The organism is Novosphingobium sp. P6W (assembly GCF_000876675.2).
In the GTDB taxonomy this organism is placed as follows: domain Bacteria; phylum Pseudomonadota; class Alphaproteobacteria; order Sphingomonadales; family Sphingomonadaceae; genus Novosphingobium.
In genome coordinates, this window is record NZ_CP030353.1 from 1,708,841 (window position 1) to 1,725,985 (window position 17,145).

Annotated in this window: 14 protein-coding genes and 1 pseudogene; 5 read left to right on the forward strand and 10 right to left on the reverse strand. The window is 63.8% G+C overall.

Annotation, left to right across the window (positions count from 1 at the left end):
• Positions 1-101: 101 nt before the first annotated feature.
• On the forward strand, positions 102-1,349 hold the full coding sequence (locus TQ38_RS23595; RefSeq protein ID WP_043970076.1) for an MFS transporter: 1,248 nt from the start codon (positions 102-104) through the stop codon (positions 1,347-1,349).
• Positions 1,346-2,176: a GntR family transcriptional regulator gene (locus tag TQ38_RS23600; RefSeq protein WP_043970649.1), complete on the forward strand. Its 831-nt coding sequence runs from the start codon at positions 1,346-1,348 to the stop codon at positions 2,174-2,176. The genes TQ38_RS23595 and TQ38_RS23600 overlap by 4 nt, the downstream gene beginning before the upstream one ends.
• 57 nt (positions 2,177-2,233) lie before the next feature.
• Here the strand turns inward: TQ38_RS23600 and TQ38_RS23605 are convergent, their stop codons facing one another.
• From TQ38_RS23605 to TQ38_RS23630, 6 genes are all read right to left on the reverse strand, one after another.
• Positions 2,234-3,247, reverse strand: a complete 1,014-nt coding sequence (locus TQ38_RS23605) for an NAD(P)-dependent alcohol dehydrogenase (protein ID WP_043970077.1) — start codon at positions 3,245-3,247, stop codon at positions 2,234-2,236.
• Positions 3,244-4,161, reverse strand: coding sequence for a polysaccharide deacetylase family protein (locus TQ38_RS23610; RefSeq protein ID WP_043970078.1), 918 nt, complete (start codon positions 4,159-4,161; stop codon positions 3,244-3,246). The genes TQ38_RS23605 and TQ38_RS23610 overlap by 4 nt, the downstream gene beginning before the upstream one ends.
• The gene (locus tag TQ38_RS23615) at positions 4,158-5,060 is read right to left on the reverse strand and encodes a polysaccharide deacetylase family protein (protein ID WP_240198071.1); all 903 of its coding nucleotides are present in this window, start codon (positions 5,058-5,060) and stop codon (positions 4,158-4,160) included. Before TQ38_RS23615 ends, TQ38_RS23610 begins: the two co-directional genes overlap by 4 nt.
• The gene (locus TQ38_RS23620) at positions 5,060-5,740 is read right to left on the reverse strand and encodes an isochorismatase family protein (RefSeq protein ID WP_205316137.1); all 681 of its coding nucleotides are present in this window, start codon (positions 5,738-5,740) and stop codon (positions 5,060-5,062) included. The genes TQ38_RS23615 and TQ38_RS23620 overlap by 1 nt, the downstream gene beginning before the upstream one ends.
• A gap of 124 nt (positions 5,741-5,864) precedes the next feature.
• On the reverse strand, positions 5,865-8,087 hold the full coding sequence (locus TQ38_RS23625) for a TonB-dependent receptor (RefSeq protein ID WP_043970657.1): 2,223 nt from the start codon (positions 8,085-8,087) through the stop codon (positions 5,865-5,867).
• A gap of 93 nt (positions 8,088-8,180) precedes the next feature.
• Positions 8,181-9,446, reverse strand: coding sequence for an MFS transporter (locus TQ38_RS23630; RefSeq protein ID WP_052505494.1), 1,266 nt, complete (start codon positions 9,444-9,446; stop codon positions 8,181-8,183).
• A gap of 172 nt (positions 9,447-9,618) precedes the next feature.
• On the opposite strand from TQ38_RS23630, the gene TQ38_RS23635 reads away from it, so the two are divergent.
• Complete coding sequence (locus tag TQ38_RS23635; RefSeq protein WP_043970664.1) at positions 9,619-9,912, forward strand: DUF1330 domain-containing protein; 294 nt, start codon at positions 9,619-9,621, stop codon at positions 9,910-9,912.
• 48 nt (positions 9,913-9,960) lie between these two features.
• On the opposite strand, the gene TQ38_RS23640 is transcribed toward TQ38_RS23635, so the two are convergent.
• From TQ38_RS23640 to TQ38_RS23660, 4 genes and pseudogenes are all read right to left on the reverse strand, one after another.
• Positions 9,961-10,485 carry a hypothetical protein gene (locus tag TQ38_RS23640; protein ID WP_043970079.1) on the reverse strand — a complete coding sequence of 175 codons (525 nt, stop codon included), beginning with the start codon at positions 10,483-10,485 and terminating at the stop codon, positions 9,961-9,963.
• Positions 10,486-10,667: 182 nt separating this feature from the next.
• Positions 10,668-11,435 (reverse strand): annotated as a pseudogene (locus TQ38_RS31095) (SDR family NAD(P)-dependent oxidoreductase).
• A gap of 76 nt (positions 11,436-11,511) precedes the next feature.
• Complete coding sequence (locus TQ38_RS23655; protein WP_043970083.1) at positions 11,512-13,641, reverse strand: TonB-dependent receptor; 2,130 nt, start codon at positions 13,639-13,641, stop codon at positions 11,512-11,514.
• 282 nt (positions 13,642-13,923) lie between these two features.
• Positions 13,924-15,303 carry an L-serine ammonia-lyase gene (locus TQ38_RS23660; protein ID WP_043970085.1) on the reverse strand — a complete coding sequence of 460 codons (1,380 nt, stop codon included), beginning with the start codon at positions 15,301-15,303 and terminating at the stop codon, positions 13,924-13,926.
• 303 nt (positions 15,304-15,606) lie between these two features.
• On the opposite strand from TQ38_RS23660, the gene TQ38_RS23665 reads away from it, so the two are divergent.
• Together TQ38_RS23665 and TQ38_RS23670 are read left to right on the forward strand one after the other, a co-directional pair.
• Positions 15,607-16,218 carry an OmpH family outer membrane protein gene (locus tag TQ38_RS23665; RefSeq protein ID WP_043970087.1) on the forward strand — a complete coding sequence of 204 codons (612 nt, stop codon included), beginning with the start codon at positions 15,607-15,609 and terminating at the stop codon, positions 16,216-16,218.
• Between the two features lie 70 nt (positions 16,219-16,288).
• The gene (locus TQ38_RS23670; protein WP_240198072.1) at positions 16,289-16,723 is read left to right on the forward strand and encodes a hypothetical protein; all 435 of its coding nucleotides are present in this window, start codon (positions 16,289-16,291) and stop codon (positions 16,721-16,723) included.
• The last annotated feature ends 422 nt before the right edge of the window (positions 16,724-17,145 follow it).

Sequence of the window (17,145 nt, forward strand, 5' to 3'; positions counted from 1 at the left end):
ATATGTTATATCACTATAACGAATACTGTGTCAGGATCGATGACTTGTCCAGTACCTGGGACACCCCCTCCGACAGGCGAGAAAGAGTGAAGTCGAACACCATGAAATCCCCTTCAGCAGCTCTGCAACCACGCGATGGACGTGCGGGCTGGGTGGTGGTCTTTGCGGCCATGATCGGACTGGCGATGGGGCTGAGTCCGCTGCCATTCTACACCGTCGGCATGTTCGCGCCGGAGCTTCAGGGCGCGTTCGGCTGGACATTCGCCTCGCTGATGGGCGCGATCACCGTCCAGTCGCTGGTGGTCATGGCGACCGGACCGATGGCCGGCTTCGCAGTGGACCGGTTGGGGCCGCGTCCGGTGGCGCTGGTTTCGCTGGTGCTGTTCGGGCTGACGTTCATGAGCCTGTCGCTCAGCAACGGGAACCTCTGGATCTATTACGCCCAGTGGATGCTGATGTCGGTGGTGGGCGCAGGCACGCTGACGGCGACCTGGACCTACACCGTCAATGGCTGGTTCGAGAAACATCGCGGGCTGGCGATTGGCGTCGCCAGCACCGGCACGGGCATTACCGGGTTTCTGGTCAAGCCTTTCGCCGCTTGGCTGATCGGCGATTTCGGCTGGCGCACCGCCTTCGTGGTGATCGGCGCGCTGCCTATCGTGATCGGCGTGCCCGTGGTTGCGCTGCTTTTTCGTGAACGCGGGGAGCGGGCTGCGGTAGGCGGAGCGGCGCCAGTCATCGTGGAAGGCGGGGCGACGCTGCGCGAGGCGCTGCATGACCGGCGTTTCTGGATCATGACCTTCGCATTCCTGCTGATCGCCTTCGCGCTGACCGCGCCGACGCCCAATCTCGAAAACATCCTCAAGACCCGCCACTTCGCCCTGGCTGAAATTGGCGCGATCACCGCCGGGTTCGGGCTTTCGGTGATCGCCGGGCGCGTGATCGGGGGCTGGCTGCTGGACCGCTTCTGGGCACCGGGCTGCGCGCTGGTGATCCTCGTGATGCCTGCGCTGGGTAGCTTCATGCTTGCACAGCCGCAGGTCGATACCTCGCACGCGGTGCTTTCGGTGATCGCGCTGGGGCTTGGCGCGGGTTTTGAGTTCGACCTGCTGGCCTACCTGATCGCCCGCTATTTTGGCCGCCGCAACTATGGGACGATCTATGGCTGCTTCTACACCGTGATCGCGTTCGGCGGCGGAATGGGGCCGGTGGTCTATGGCTGGGCCTTCGACACGATGGGGCGGTACGATGCGGCTCTGATGGCGGGGGTCGGCTGCCTTGTGGCCGGCGGGATATCACTGCTTGCCATGGGCCGTTATCCGGTATGGCAGGAGGAGCCGGCGGCTTGACTAAGCAGGGGCTGGCCCCGAATAGCAGGGAAAGCCGGAATGCCAGCGCGCCGCGTGAAAGTTCCGAATCGGCCTTCCGGGGGAAATACGTGCTCGACCGCGCAACGGCAGTGCCGCTCTATCACCAGATCTACCTGATGCTACGCGACGAGATTCTCAGCGGCCAGCGGCCTTATGGCAGCGCCATGCCGACCGAGGCCGAAGTATCCGAATTCTACAGCGTGTCGCGCATCACCGCGCGCCGGGTGCTGAACGATCTGGCCGATCAGAACTACGTGGAGCGCAAGCGCCGCCTCGGCACGCGGGTGGTGTTCAAATCTCCTGCCAAGCCTCTTGAGGCGAACATCGACCAGGCGGTGGACTCGCTGCTGGCGCTGGGGCAGGGCACCACCGTCAACGTCATTTCGGTAGAGAAGCGTGAGGCGACCGCCACCGTCGCCAGCGCGCTGCAACTCGAAGTGGGGGCCGAAGTGATCCGCGCCGTGCGCGTGCGCTGTCTCGACGGGGTGCCGATCGGCTACGTCGTCAGCTATGTGCCGGGCGCGCTGGAGGCGATCGTCAACGAGAATTTGCTGGTGCGCGCGCCGATCCTCAAGCTGCTGGACGACGCGGGCTTCCGGGCCAAGCACGCCGAGCAGACCATCGGCGCCATGCTGGCCGACGTGCTCTGCGTGGAGCGTCTTAACGTCGAGCCGCTTTCTGCCATCCTGCGGATCACACGGACGGTCTACGACGGTCAGGACAAGCCGTTCCTGCGCACTTACGCGCATTACCGTTCAGACCGCTTCAACATCCGTATGGACTTGCAGAACCCCGGCGGCGATTGAACGAAAACGCCGGCCCGCATTGGCGGACCGGCGTTTCGCATGCGATTCCTTGGCTGATCAGGAAACGCGGATCAGCACTTTGCCCAAGTGGTTGCCGGATTTCAGGTATTCGCAAGCTGCCACAGCTTCGTCGAAACCGAACACGCGGTCGACAACTGGGGCGAAGGGGTTGGCTTCCATGGCGCGCAGCAGGCGCACCAGCATGCCGCGGCTGCCAGCGGCGATGCCTTTGATGACCAGGTTCTTGCCGATGATCGCGCCGTAGTTCGGGAGCGGGCCGTCGGCCGATCCCACGCCGACAAGGACGATATGGGCATTGACCGCGCAGGCATTGATCGATTGCGGCAGGGTGTGCTGGCCGCCGGTCTCGACGACGATGTCGGCGCCGCGTCCGCCGGTCTGCTTCATCAGTTCGGCCGCCCAGTCGGGGTTCTTGCTGTAGTTCACCGTGAAGTCGGCGCCGGCCTTGCGGGCTTGGTCGAGCTTCTCGTCGCTCGACGAGGTGATGGCAACGAAAGCGCCGTTGGCCTTGGCAATCTGCAGCGCGGCCATGGCGACGCCGCCGGTGCCCAGTGCGACGACAAGATCGCCCGCCTTGACCTGGCCCACCTCGACGACCGCATGCCATGCCGTCAGCGTTGCGGCGGCCAGCGCGGCGGCCTGTTCATCGGCCAGGCTTTCGGGCACGCGGACCAGCGCGGACGCAGGGACCTTCAGGTATTCAGCCATCCAGCCGTCCTGGGTGATGCCCACGTCGGTCCCGAAGTAGCGCATGTCGAACGGGCCGTCGCCCCAGGCGATGAAGTGCGAAAGCACTGCGCGGTCGCCCACGGCGATGCCGGCCGCGCCTTCGCCGAGCGCGACAACTTCGCCGATGCCTTCGGAAAAGGGCACGCGGTCTTCCGGCTTCTTCGCGCCGTAGCGGCCTTCGAGGATCTGCAGATCGCGGTTGTTAAGTGAAACATAGCGGACTTTGAGCACCGCTTCACCGGGCCCGGCTACGGGATCGGGGCGGGTGACGGGGGTGAGCGAGGACAATCCGGTCTGGGCGCCGAGCTGATAGGCTTTCACATTTGACTCCTGAAGCTGTCGAGAATGTCCGATCCGCGCGCGAACCATGTCTGCGGGCGCGCGGCGAGGTCTGCCAGCAGGCGCTCGAAGGCGTCCATGCGGTAGGGCAGGCCCATGATGTAGGGTGTGAGGTGCAGCGGCAGCAAACGCGCGCCGCCTTGCGTTTCGGCTTCCGCGCGCAGCCAGTCGTGCGCGTCGAGCATCTGCTGGGCATAGCTGTCCACCGACTGCTGCTGGACGTTGAGAATCTGCCGGTCCGACAATTCATGGTTCAGCGGCAGATTGACCAGGCCATTGGCGAAGGCCCAGGGCAGTTCGTCGTTGGCCCAGTCGCAGCAATATTCGATCCCGGCCTCGACCAGCAGGTCGGGCGTGGCGAAACTTTGCGAGCGGGCGATGGAGAGCCAGCCGCGCGGGGCGGTGCCGGTCACGTCGCTAAGCGCGGCGATGCTGTCCCGGATGAGGGCGCATTCCTCCTCCACCGGGAGGGTGGAGTCGATGGTGCCGTTCATGTCGGTGGAATGGGCAATGACTTCGTGCCCGGCCTCCACCACGTCGCGGATGATCGAAGGGTAACGCTGGGCGATGGCGCCATTCGCGGCGACCGAAACCTTGATGCCCGCCTTGGCGAAAGCATCGAGCAGGCGGTAGAAGCCGACGCGCGTGCCATATTCGCGCGAGGTATAGTGCCGGTAATCCGGATAAGCGGTTTGCATGTGCCCCGGCGCGCGAAAGGGCGTGTCGCTTGGCGTGATCGGAAACCATTCGAGGCTGACGACGATCCAGGTCGCCACGCTCTTGCCGCCGGGCCATGCCAGCGGCTTGCGGTTCGGCAGGGCCGAGTAGGGATACAGCGCGTGGTCGTAGCCCAGGGCGCGCCTGGGGTATTCGATATAGTTGGGGTCGAGGGTCATGCGGCTGGCTCCCCGGTGTGAACGGCTCTCCACGCATCGGCGATGTCGCCCGAGCGGGTGATCCAGGCGCGGCCATCGGCGGCGATGTGGCGCAGAACTTCCTCGAAGGCGCCGATGCGGTGCGGCTGGCCGATCAGGTAGGAATGCAGCGGTATGCACATGACCGTGCCCGAAGGCTCGGCGGCAAGCCGTTCATACTGGCGGATCAGCGTCTGCGCATATTCGCGCGGGCTCATGTTGTAGATGAAGAAGCCGTAGTGGTCGTTGACCTCGAGGCTGTAGGGCATCGAGATCAGATCACCGCTCGCCGTGTTGACGCGCTGGGGCTGGTCGTCGTGGTAGAGATCGCAGGTGTAGTCGAGCCCGTACTGCGCGATCAGGTCCAGCGTGCGCGGTGTGTGGGTGAGCGCGGGGGCCAGCCAGCCGCGGATCGTCTGGCCGGTCGCCTCGCGCACAGTGCGGATCGAATCCTCGATGATCGCGCGCTCCTGCGCCTCGTCCATGCCGTAGGAATAGCGGGTGTTGTAGATGCCGTGGCTGAAGAATTCCCAGCCACGCTCATTGGCGTCCGCCACGACTTCAGGGTGGTGCTGGCACAGCGCTACCGAGAGGCTGACCGAGCCGGGAAAGCCGTGCTTGCTCATCACTTCGGCCATGCGCCAGTGGCCCACGCGGTTGGCATGGTCGCGGTGCGCATAGCCCACTACGTCGGGGTGCGGTTTTGCCCAGGACTTGCGGTGCGGGTTCGCGGGGGGATCGATCTCGTAATATTCGAGATTGGGCGAGACCCAGACAGCCACCTTCTTGCCGTCCGGCCATGAAAATGGCGAGCGGTCCCGGTAGGGGCTGAAGTCGTAGAGGCCGGGATCAGCTTGACCTTCCTGCATTCCGGCGCGCATCAGCGGGCCTCCAGCCAGTCGATCACGGTTTGCACCGGCTCGACGTCCGCATACTTGAGCTGCAGGTCGGTCAGGTTGGCGAAGTGGTAGCTTTCGTGCTTGTCGGCGCAGGTTTCGATCGGCACGATGGTGCGGTAGCCACGGCTGAGGCTATCCACCGCCGTGGCGCGGATGCAGCCCGAGGTCGAGCCGCCAGTGATGACCACGGTATCGACCTTGTGCCAGATCAGCAGGCTCTGCAGCGGCGTCTCGAAGAAGGCCGAGGGCATGCGCTTGTTATAGATCATGTCGGCCGGGTCGATCTCGCAGCGCTCGTCGAAAGCATGGCGGCGGCTTTCGTACTTGATGTTCTGCAGCGAATCCGGGGTGTTCGTACGGGTGCCCCAGACGCCTGCATCGCTGGCGTCCTCGGCATAGGCGACATGGGTCCAGATCACTGGCATGCCCTTGGCGCGGGCCAGGGCCGAGATCGTGTTGGTGTATTCGATCTGGTGTGGGTCGGTTTCGTAGGCGGTCTTGAACTCGTCGATCCGGGTATAGGCATTCTGGAAATCTACGTTCACGATCGCCAGCTTCTCGCCGAAGCCGAACTTGGTGCGCGCGGGATTGGCCATGACTTCCTCGAAGATTTGGCGGGCGGTCTTGCCGTCGCTGACCATCTTCGTACCGACGATGCTCATAGAATTCCTAACTCTGCTTGTCCTTGGGGATGGGCCCATAGACAGGACGACGATACCGGGGCGGTGTCCGCTGGGAGGACAGCCTTGTCCGACCTGCGGACACCGCGCCGGGATCATCCGGCAATCAGATCTTGAACTTCACGCGCATCGTGTACCGGCGCGGATCGCCGGGGAAGAGCGAGATGAAGTTCGCGGTGACGGTCTTCTGGTCGGTCAGGTTGGATACCTCGAACGAGATCTTCATGTTCTCGCTCATGGTGGTGTAGCTGACCGCCGCGTCGACGAAGTCTTCGGTCTGCGTTGTCGTGGTATTGAGCAGGGCGACCCAGTAGGGCGAATTGTGCCGGTAGGTCACGCTGGCGCCCAGCATGCCGTCCAGTGCCTCTACCGGAACCTCGTAGGCCGCGCCGCCGCTGAACTGGAAGCTCGGCACGCGAACCGGCTTGAAGGCGGTGGTCAGCGTGGTCGAAGTGGGCACGATGTAGGTATATTCGCCGTGCATGAACGAAGGGTTCGCGAAGAGGCTCAAATTGCCGAACTTCGCCGTGCTCTCGATTTCGATGCCATAGGCCTCGAACGTGCCGGCGTTGAACGGCAGCTGCGCGATCGTGCCGGTGATCGGGCTGTTGACGGCCGCAGTGACCTGCAGGTCCTTGGTGCGGGCGTAGTAGCCCGTGGCATTGAAGCGCAGCTTGCGGCCGAACAGCTCCGACTTGATGCCGCCCTCGAACGACCAGGTCTTTTCCGGGTCGAACAGCACGGCGTTGGCGGGCGATGCAGTGCCGCCGTTCCAGCCGCCCGACTTGAAGCCGTTGGTGGCCGATGCGAATACCATCACATCGGGGTTGATTTTGTAGTTCACCGCAACGCGCGGCGTGAACTTGCGGTAGGTCCGCTTGAGCGGGATGCCGAATGCGGCGACATCGGCGCTGTCGTAGCCGAAGCCGGGGAATTCCTCGGATGCGAGGTAGCCCACCTTCTTGGTCTCGATCGTGTAGCGTCCGCCGGCAGTCAGGGTCAGTTGATCGGTGACGTCGAAATCAGCCTGGGCATAGAAGGCGCCGGTCTCGGTCTGGGGCAGCAGGTGCTGGTCCTGGATGAGCCGGAACGCGGTGGTGCCGCCCGAAAAGCTGGTCTGGCGATCGTCGGATTTTTCCTTGAGATAGTACAGGCCGGTGACGAGGTGGACGCGGTCGTCCAGCAGGTCGGTGTTGTACTTCAGTTCGTGCGACCACTGTTCATGCGTGCCGTTGTCAGTGATGATGTATCCGGCATACTTGTTGACCGCGCTGCCGTTGTATTCGCTGATGTAGCCCTGGTCGAGGTGGCGGTAGCCGAAGATGTAGGTCAGCGAACCGTTGTCCAGCGCATAGTTGACGTTGGCGCTGACCGCGATGTTTTCGGACAGGTTGCAGTTGCCGGCCTGACTGGAGAGCAGGTTCTGCGCGTTGCTGCCGTTGCAGCTGGTCGACGTCAGGCCCGAGGCGGATTCGTAGAACACCGGACGCGTGGTGGCCGTGGCAACGTAGGGGTTAGCGCCGGGCACATTGCGCAGGCCCGCGTAAGTGCCCGAATTGCGGGTATATTCGGCCGCGACGTCAATTGTCAGGCGGTCGGTAGGCAGCAGGCGGACATCGCCGCGCACGCCGTAGCTGCTTTCGCCGTTGAGCCATTCGCCTGTGGTGATGTTCTTGAGGTAGCCGCGATCCTGCACCGCGTACCCAGACAGCTTGGTCAGGATCTGCGGGGTGATCGGCAGGTCTGCGGTGGCCTTGACGGTGTAGCGGTCATACGATCCGCCGCTCAACTCCATCTTCATGCCGGCCGTATCGGAAGGCTTGCGCATGATGACCGCGATCGCGCCGCCAGTGGTGTTGCGGCCAAACAGTGTGCCTTGAGGTCCGCGCAGTACTTCGACGCGTTCGGTATCAAAGAAGGCGTAGTTGTTGGCGTTCTGGCGCGCCACGTAGATATCGTCGACGTAGGTGGTGACAGGTGCATCGAAGGTCGGCGTCGACTGGCTATTGCCAAGTCCGCGCAGATAATAGGCGTTAGCCGAAGCGAGGCCCGCATTGTGCTGCGAGACCATGCCCGGCACGAATTTCGACGTTGAGATCGCATCCTGCACGTTAAGCCGTTCGAGCATTGCGTCGTTGAACGCGGTGACCGTGACCGGCACGTCCTGCAGCTTTTCCTGCCGGCGCTGTGAGGTGACGACGATGTCGTCGAGCCCGCCGGTCTGTGCGCCGTTTGCTGCGGGTGCTTCCTGGGTCTGAGCCTGAGCCTGCACGGAGGCGAGGCTGAGCGGTACGAGTATCGTTGAGAGGAGCAGTCGGTAGTCGGTCATGGCGATTCCCTCATGGAATGGCGACCAGTCGCCGAGGGATATTGTTATATTCATATATCAATATGTCAAATTATTGACGCGGCTTTCGAAACGTCAGGAAAACCGCGGGTAACGGCCTAGAAACAGAAAGCCGGCGGCGCTGATGGGCAGAATTATGGCGCAGGTCAGCAAGGCCGGAGAGAAATCATGAGCTGTATCGCGAATCATGCCGAAGGCTAGCGGCGCGAAGCCCGCGCCCACCGTGAAGCACACGTAGAACAGACCGTAGATCGCGGAGTAGGAGCGCATCCCGAAGTATTTCGCCGTGAGATAGGCGACCACGTCGAACTCCACGCCAAGGGCGAAGCCGATGAGAAAAATCGCGAACCCGGCGGTTGCGGGCTGCAGGTTTCCGCCTGAAAGGATCAGGCAGGATGCGATCGGCACGCTAAGGATGACAAAAGCCACCGCTGGCGCCCAGAAACGGTCGAGCAGGAAGCCGCCTGCCAGCCGCCCGGTGATCGACGCGAGGCCGACCAGCGGGGTGAGTTTTATGATCGTGGCCGGATCGAGGCCCTTGTCGCTCAGGATGGATTCGAGGTTGGGCGGTGTGCCGGCCAGCGCGAAGGACAGGGGTATCAGCAGCAGGGCAATCAGCCAGAAGCGCCACTGGCGCAGCGCCTCGCTGCGGGAAAAGCCGGTAAGCGGTGTGAGCGGGGTGCTGGCGGAGCGGACGTCGGCGTCGGTGGGATCGCGGAACAGCAGCAGGGTGACGGGCGTGGCGACCAGAAGCGGAAGCGCGCCAAGCGCCGCATAGGCGGTGCGCCAACCGTAGTCTGTGATGACCCAGGCCAGCAGCGGTTTGCAGGCAATGCCGAACAGGCCGGTGCCCATCATGGCGATGCCCAGTGCCAGTCCCCGGTGGCGGTCGAACCAGCGGTTGACCGTGCGAGTGAAGGTGATCGGCAGGGTGCCCGCGCCGACAGCCGAGGCCACTCCCCAAGTCACGTAGTACTGCGTCAGCGACCCGTCGAGCGTGGCCAGCGAGATGTAGCACAGCCCGAACAGCGCAAGCGAACAGGCAGAGACGAGGCGGGCACCGTAGCGCTCGCAAAGCACGCCGGCCACAGGCGCTGCGACAAGGAGGGCCAACGTCGTGATCGTCAGCCCGGCCATGATCTCGCCCATCGACCAGCCGAAATCCCGGGCCAGATGCGGAGCAAAGATGCCGAACGTATAGAAGGGCAAGGTGACCAGTCCGCTGCCGATACCGATCAGGGAGGCCAGCAGGATCGTCCATCCCCGCGTGAACTCTCCGCCCTCTGCCGTCGTGGAGGCGGAATGTTGCAACGAGGCCTTGTCGATCCGGTCTGCTTGCAAGTGTCTGCCTTCCCTGAAATGCGTCGAATTGCAGGGAGCCTGTTTCCGTAGCCTGTGCCCAGCGTGGGGTGCGGCGGCATCCGCACAGCGGATAGCGCGGGGTGCGCGCTGGCCGCGCCGTGCAGGTTGGACGGACTATCGCGCCGCAAACACCGATATGGAGAAGTTTATCATGGCCGCCTGGCTCGTAGTCACCGCCCACCTCAAGGATCGCGAGGCGTTCATGTCCTGCGGATACGCGCAGGCCGCCGCCGATGCGTTGGTCAATTACGGAGGAACCTACGTCGTGCGCGCACCCGGCGGCACGGTCCTGGAAGGCGAAGGCAAGGACGGCGGATCGGTCGTCGTTTCCGAATGGCCCGACCGCGCCGCTGCGCTGGCGTTCTGGAATTCGCCTGAATACACAGCAGCCAAAGTGCTGCGTGAAGGCCTTGCGGACATCTCCGTCACGCTCGTCGGCGCCTGATGAAAGACACTCCTGCCGGTTGATCCGGCAGGAGTGCTGCGCGGCGTATCAGTTGTCTGGCGCGCCGTCGTTGGACCAGTTCTGCCAGTCGCGGCTGACGAAGACTTCGTCGATCAGCGTGCGCTGGTAGCACTTCCCGTCGCGGAACCACTGCCAGGTGCGGGCGCGGTGGGTGCGCTCGTCGTTGTTCTGGATCATCTCGTAAAGGTATATGCCCGGCTCGTCGTGGCGGGTCCAGTTGAGGCAGGTCGAACGGTTGAAATCGTCGGGCTGCATGGCCGCTGCCCAGCCCTTGATGAGGGCATTGTCCCACCAGATGCGGCCATCCTTGTAGACGGCCGGGAAATCGCGCACTTCGACGCGGCCATCGTCCCAGTAGTAGTGGTTGGTCTGGTGATAGTGATCGACGCCGTCCTTGGTGAACAGGCGGCAGATCAGGCGCGAGCGATGCTGGTCGGTCAATTCCCCGGTCTTGGCATCGTAATAACGGTACCAGCCCTCCCAGACACCTTCATTGGAAGCGAGTAGCGGCATGGCTTCGCGCACGCCCGGTTCATTGATCAGTTCTGTCATGAAATCTCCTTTGCATCTCGCTGCGGCAGCTTTGTGTGAAAATGCGGGACCATCGCGGTCATGACGCATGTCTGCTGGAAAGCAGGCTGCGCGGCTGATGGCTGGACGAACATATCCGTCCTGCGGACAGGGCCGGGCGATCGGCCTGGGCCGCACCTTCGGGTTGACGGGCAGGGCGCGGGTTACGCCCCGGGAATGTTCCCGCCATCGACCGGCAGGTGGACGCCCGATATCGCGCGATTGGCAGGATCTGAAAGGAACAGCACGGCGCGGGCGATGTCCTGGGGAGAGGCAAGCCGGCCAAGCGGGCTGAAACTTTCCATGCGGCGAAGGAATTCGCCGTCATCCTCCCCGTCCTGCAGGTTGCCCATCAGCATCGTGGTGGGGACGGCGCCGGGCAGCACGGCATTGACCGTGATGCCGTAGCGTCCGGCGGCGCGGGCGGCCGTGCGCGTGGTCATCAGCGCGGCGGCCTTGGATGCGCTTTACGCGGCGCCTTGGGGATTGGCGGTGATCGACATGCCCGACCCCATGTTGACGATCGCCCCGCCTCCGCGGCCCCTCATGCGCAGGATGGCATGTTTGCAGCCGAGGAACGTGCCGTCGGAATTGATCGCGAAATGATGCCGCCAAATATCGAGCGACATGTCTTCGAACGCGATGTTGGGCACGTAGATGCCGGCATTGTTGACGAGGATGTCCAGCCCGCCAAGCCGCGCATCGACAAAGTCGAGCAGGTCGGTCCAGCTCGCTTCGTCGGTAACGTCGAGCCTGCGCTCGATCACCGGTTGCGAAGCGGCAGTGGGGGGCGGATCGTCGTTCCGGCAGGAAAGATCTGCGCTTACAACGGCCGCACCTTGCTGCGTAAAGGCTGCGACGATGGCCGCGCCGATACCGCCGCGGCCTCCCGTCACGACCACGTTCAAGCCGGAAAAGCGTTCCGTCTGCATTGTCTGAATTCCCAAAGCCGCGCCTGCGCCTGTCAGCCGGGCTTCCCATCAGGAAGGGAAGCCCGGCCGGTAGTCTTTAGAAGCTGTACTTGACTGTGCCGAGCACCGTTCGCGGATTGGCCATGACGCGCGGATTGATGACGGAGAACCCGAACCCGGTGGTCCAGTAGGTCTGGTTGGCGAGGTTCTTCCCGGCGACCTGGAAAGTCCAGGGGCCGACATCGTAGCCGACATAGGCGTTGAACAGCTGAGTGGCCTTGACGTGACCGACCTCGAGGTTGTCCGGGGTGGAGAAATACTGGTCGCGAAAGGCGGCATCGGCGCCGATCTTGGCCGTGCCCGATCCGACAGGCATCGAGTAGTCCACGCCGATCGTGCCCTGGTACTTGGGCAGCGAAGGGGGATCGTTGTTGATCACCGAGGCTACGACGGAGTCGGTGGAAAGGTACTTGCCCCAGTTGACCGAGCCGTTGCCCCAGATCTGGAGCCCGGTCACCGGGCGCCAGGCCAGTTCGGCCTCGATCCCGGCGATCCTGACGTTGTAGTTTTCGACGAGGAAGCCGCCGTCGTTCAGGTTCACCGTTTCCTGACGATCGGTGATCTTGTTGAGGAAGCCGGCAAGTGAACCGCGCAGGGTACGGCCGATGTCGGCTTTGACGCCCGCTTCCCACGCCTTCGTGGTTTCGGGCCGGTAAGCACTGGCAAGCTGCGCGGCGGTCGAGGCGAGGCCGTTGTAGCCACCCGACTTGAAGCCTACCGTGTAGGAACCATAAAACAGGACGTCGGGCGAGGCCTTGAAGTTGATGCCGAACTTGGGCGTGAACTTCTTGTAGTGGTCGCGGCTGACGGCGGGGATGCCAGCCAGCGTGGCATCCAGGCTCTTGTCCTCCAGGGTGTAGCGTCCGCCCGCCACGAGCGAGAGCTTGTCGGTGACGTTGAAGGTGAGCTGGCCATATCCCGCCCAGGCATCGGTCGCGGCATGGAAACGGGTCGATGAAGGCGCGAAGAAGATCGTCGAATTCATGTCCTGATCGCCCTGCTCATGAAAGAAGTAGAGCCCGGCGACATAGTTCACGAAGCCATCGGCAAGCGCGCCGGCGACCTGGGTTTCCTGGCTGACCTGCCAGGATTTCGACTTGCTCTCACGCACGAACAGCGCCAGCGGCGTGTCGCCGGTGCTCTCGATCATCGAGGGATAGACGCCGCCGGAGAAGTCTTCGCCCCAGGAATCCTTCAAGCGCGAGTAGGCGGTGATCGAGGTGATCGTGCCGCCGGGATAGTCTGCGGAAAGGCGCAGCGATCCACCCTTCTGCGTGACTGTGGTATAGGAAGGGAAGGGCGAGAGCACGGTGCGGTAGGAACCCGAGAGCGGAACGATCTTCCCCTCGTCGTTGGTGACAGTGTTGCTGGCCCACTGTCCGTCGCTCTTGAGGTGGACGTAAAACAGGTTGAGGCGTGCCTTCACCGCATCGCCCTTGTAGGCGAGGTCGAACTGGCCGCCCTGGAAGTCTTCCTTGCCCACCTTGCGGTCGAGCGTGGCGTTGTACTGGCGGCCGCCGTCGCGCGCGCGGACGATGCCGTTGAGCGAGAACGCCCACTTGCCGTCTTTGCTGAGCGGCACCGAAAGATAGCCCTTCACGCGGCGCTCGTTCCAGGTGCCGTAGCCGACCTGAACATTGCCGGTCAGGGTGTCTGCGGGCTGCTTGGTGATGATGTTGATGGCGCCGGCCGCCGCATTGCGGCCGTAGAGCACGCCTTGCGGTCCGCGCAGCACTTCGATCCGCTCGATCTCGGCGAAGTCGAGCAGCGCGGCCTGCATACGGGCATTGTAGACATCGTTGACGTAGAGCGCGACTTCAGGCTCCGACATGATGTAGCCGCCATCGGTGACGCCGCCGCCGCGAATATAGGCGGTAAGCCCCGCGCTGCCGCCGGTCACGGCGGTAAGATTCACGTTCGGCGCAAGGCGGCCGATGTCGGTCGGGGCGAGGACCTGGCGGGTCTCGATCTCGGCGGCGGTGATCGCAGTGACGGAAATCGGCACGTCCTGCAGACGCTGCTCGATGCGCTGGGCGCTGACCACGATATCGCCAAAGCTGCTCTGCGAAGCGTCCGCTTCAGAGGCGGCTTCCTGCGCCACGGCAACGGTCGGAAGCGCGGTGAGAGCTGTTGCGAGCAGCAGCGTCCGCATCACAGACTTTTTCATTTGAAAACTCCGATTGAACCTGAACCTCGCCTTCCATCACCGGGTCGCCCTGCGTCGACTCTTCGGTGTGGCACCCTCTCCTTCGGATTGCGGGCGGGGTGTTCCCCTGCCTGCGGCGCCATTCTGCGGCCCCTGTTCGCAAGGGATGCAGGAGCAATGTCTTCGGGCGGCAGCAATCCGCACGTATCACCGCAGGTCGGACACCGCTGGTGCGGAACCTGAATGTCGCGATCGAGCCTAAAGGTCCACGGTGCGCGGTACGTTTGCGCCGCGCCGGTTTTCTCAGCAGGCGACCACGTTGATGGCAAGGCCGCCCTGGCTGGTTTCCTTGTACTTGCTCGACATGTCGAGGCCGGTCTGGCGCATCGTCTCGATCACCTGGTCAAGCGAGACGCGGGGTGTCTCGCCCGCGTGCAGGGCCAGCTTGGCGGCGTTGACCGCCTTTACGGCGGCGATGGCGTTGCGTTCGATGCAGGGGATCTGCACCAGCCCGCCCACCGGGTCGCAGGTGAGGCCGAGGTTGTGCTCCATGCCGATCTCCGCCGCAGCGCAAACCTGCTCCGGGGTGCCGCCCCATAACGCCGCCAGTCCTGCCGCTGCCATCGAACAGGCGACGCCTACCTCGCCCTGGCAGCCCATTTCCGCGCCGGATATCGAAGCGCGCTGCTTGTAGAGCAGGCCGATCCCCGCCGCCGTCAGCAGATAGCGGCGCGCGTTCGCGGCGACGGCGTGGTTGCCCTCGCTGCAATACTGGCGCAGCAGCGAAGGGATGATGCCGGCCGCGCCGTTGGTGGGCGCGGTGACCACGCGGCCGCCGCTGGCGTTCTCCTCGTTGACGGCCATGGCGTAAAGGTTGAGCCAGTCCATCAAGGTCTCGGCCTGGTTGTCCTGCGGGCGCGAGATCAGGCTCTGGTGAATCGAGCGCGCGCGGCGGCGCACTTTCAGGTGACCGGGAAGCAGGCCTTCGCGCGAAAGCCCCCGATCGATGCACTGGTTCATGGCATCGGCGATCGCATCGAGCCCGGCCAGCGTATCTGCCTCCTCGCGCCGCACGGTTTCGTTGGCGAGCATGATGCCGGCGATATCCAGCCCGCTTTGCGCGCAGACTTCCAACAATTGCGCACCCGAGCCGAACGGGTGGGGGACGGCGGGGCCATAGCTGACCTGATCGTCCGGCGCGGTCTGTTCGAGTTGCTGGCGGCTGGAGAAAAAGCCGCCGCCGGTGGAGAAGTACTCCTGATGGGCAATATCCGAACCGGCTGCGTCGAAAGCGGTCAGGATCATGCCATTGGGGTGCAGGTCGGGGATCGTCTCGAAATCGAGTACGAGGTCGGTGGCGGGATCCAGCGCAATCTCGCGCCGTCCCAGCAGGCTGATCCGGCGGCTGGCGCGCACCTCGGCCGCAGCGGCATGCGCCTGTTCGGGGTCGGCGGTTTCGGGCTGAAGGCCCATCAGCCCCATCAGGCAGGCGTCGGGCGTGCCGTGACCTTCGCCAGTCAGGGCCAGAGATCCCTGCAGGTCGATTTGCACGCGGGCGACATTCTCCAGCAGCCCCGCCTCCTCAACCGTTTGCAGGAACTTCGCGGCGATACGCATCGGGCCGACAGTGTGCGAACTCGATGGGCCGAGGCCGATGCGAAACAGGTCGAGGGCTGAGATCACCGGGAATGCGCTCCGTTGAAACTGCGCTGCCCTGGTCCGAGGTGTTAAGGCGAGAGCGGGATGAGATACCGGGTCAGACATAGCGCTTCATTCGCGCCAGGCAACAGAGCCGCGCAAACCATACGCATGCTTCTGTCTTTTAGAGCCCGACAGTCTTGCCGCGATTCTTGATGTTCCGGTTCAGCGCGAGGTCAAGTTTCTCCAGCCTGCTGAGACGGTAGGAAAACCTTGGGGCCATCACGGCACCGACACAAAAGGATGCTCAAGCGTCCGATACCATATCAACCGGGAAAAACTGATTTTATGCCGTTTCGCAAGCTGATCACCGCCGCGCTGCTCATTGGCGCTGCCGTTCCCATGAGCGTGACAGCCCAGACCGCAGGGCAGCCGGCCGGCCAGCCTTTGGGCGGTCCCGTCGTCGCCGGCGTGTGCCTGCTTTCGCGCGAGGCGGTCTTCGCCAATGCCGCTGTCGGCAAGGCTGCCAGCGCGCGTCTCGCCGAACTGATCCGGACCGCACAGGCTGAGATCGATGCCGAGCGCGGCCCCCTCGAAACCGAAGCCAAGGCCCTGCAAGGCCAGCCTGACAATGCCCCGATCCGCCAGAAGCGCGAGGCGCTGGGCACCCGCTGGCAGGCGCTTCAGGGCAAGGCTGCACACAATAGCCGCGAGATCGAAGCCACCCGCGCCAAGGCGATGGAGCGGATCGCTCTCGATACCCAGCCGGTCATCGCGCAAGTCTACGCCCAGAAGAAATGCGGTCTGCTGCTTGATCGCGGCGCAGCACTGGGCGGCAATTTCGCCAACGACCTGACCGCCGATGTCGTGCGCGGTGTCGATGCCAAAGTGAAGACCATCACTTTCGAGCGCGAACGCCTGGCCCAGCAGCCGGTAGCCGCCGCTCCGGCCGCGCGGTGACCGGCGTGACGATCCCGGCTCTTCGCCTACCCTCCGATCACTTTGATGGTGGGCTCTCATGAGCGGCGCGGTGAGCCGTCGTTCGCGCTGGCTGGCAGCGTTCGTGGGCTTAGGCCTGGCATCAAGCATACCGGCGACGGCGCAGACGGTGCCGGCCGAGGCTGCGCCCGCAGACTGGGTTCGCTATGCCGCGGGCGCCACGGCCGCGATATCACAATGGCTGCAGGCCGACGATGAAGCGGCGCTGCGATTGCGCGCTTACCTGGACGCCGCGCGTACCGCGCCGGACCAGCCGGGCGCGCCGCTGCTCCTCAAGGTGTGGGTAGATCCCGACAGCCGGGTCACCCGGCTGGAGTTTGCACCTTTCGAGCATCCCGAACCCGGTGCGGATCTGCGGGGCCTCATTCTCGGCCGCCAGCTTCCTGGCTCTCCGCCGCGCGATATGCGGCTGCCGCTGCGCATCGCCGTTCAACTCGAACCCGCGCCCGTACAGGGGAACCTGTGAGTTAGCCCGTTCCGAGATATTTGCTGGAGCCTCTCGGAAGTTCGACAAAATTTGAACCTGCCGTTCGTAGTTCGTCCTGCGAACGGCAGCTACTACCACCCGGCATTGGTCGGAACTGACGCCCCCATTTTCAGCGGCTGATCATGACGCGCCATGGTTGACCGGTCAGCCTGTTCCAAGGTCGCACCAGTGGCCGATAATGGTGTCGTGGGACGTTTTTGAATGTCGCCAATCATGGCCGCCAAGGGTTCGAGACACTCGCAAAACCATGAAGGCCGGCCGCCAAGAGGTCAGTTTGATTAGCCTGGCTTATCGCAACATGCATATTTTACCGTCTAATCGCTAAGACGCTGCTGCGTTAATCTCCGTTTGGAAGCAGGAGGACCGCAACGAGCAGCGCAGCCGATTGCGACGCATAGGAT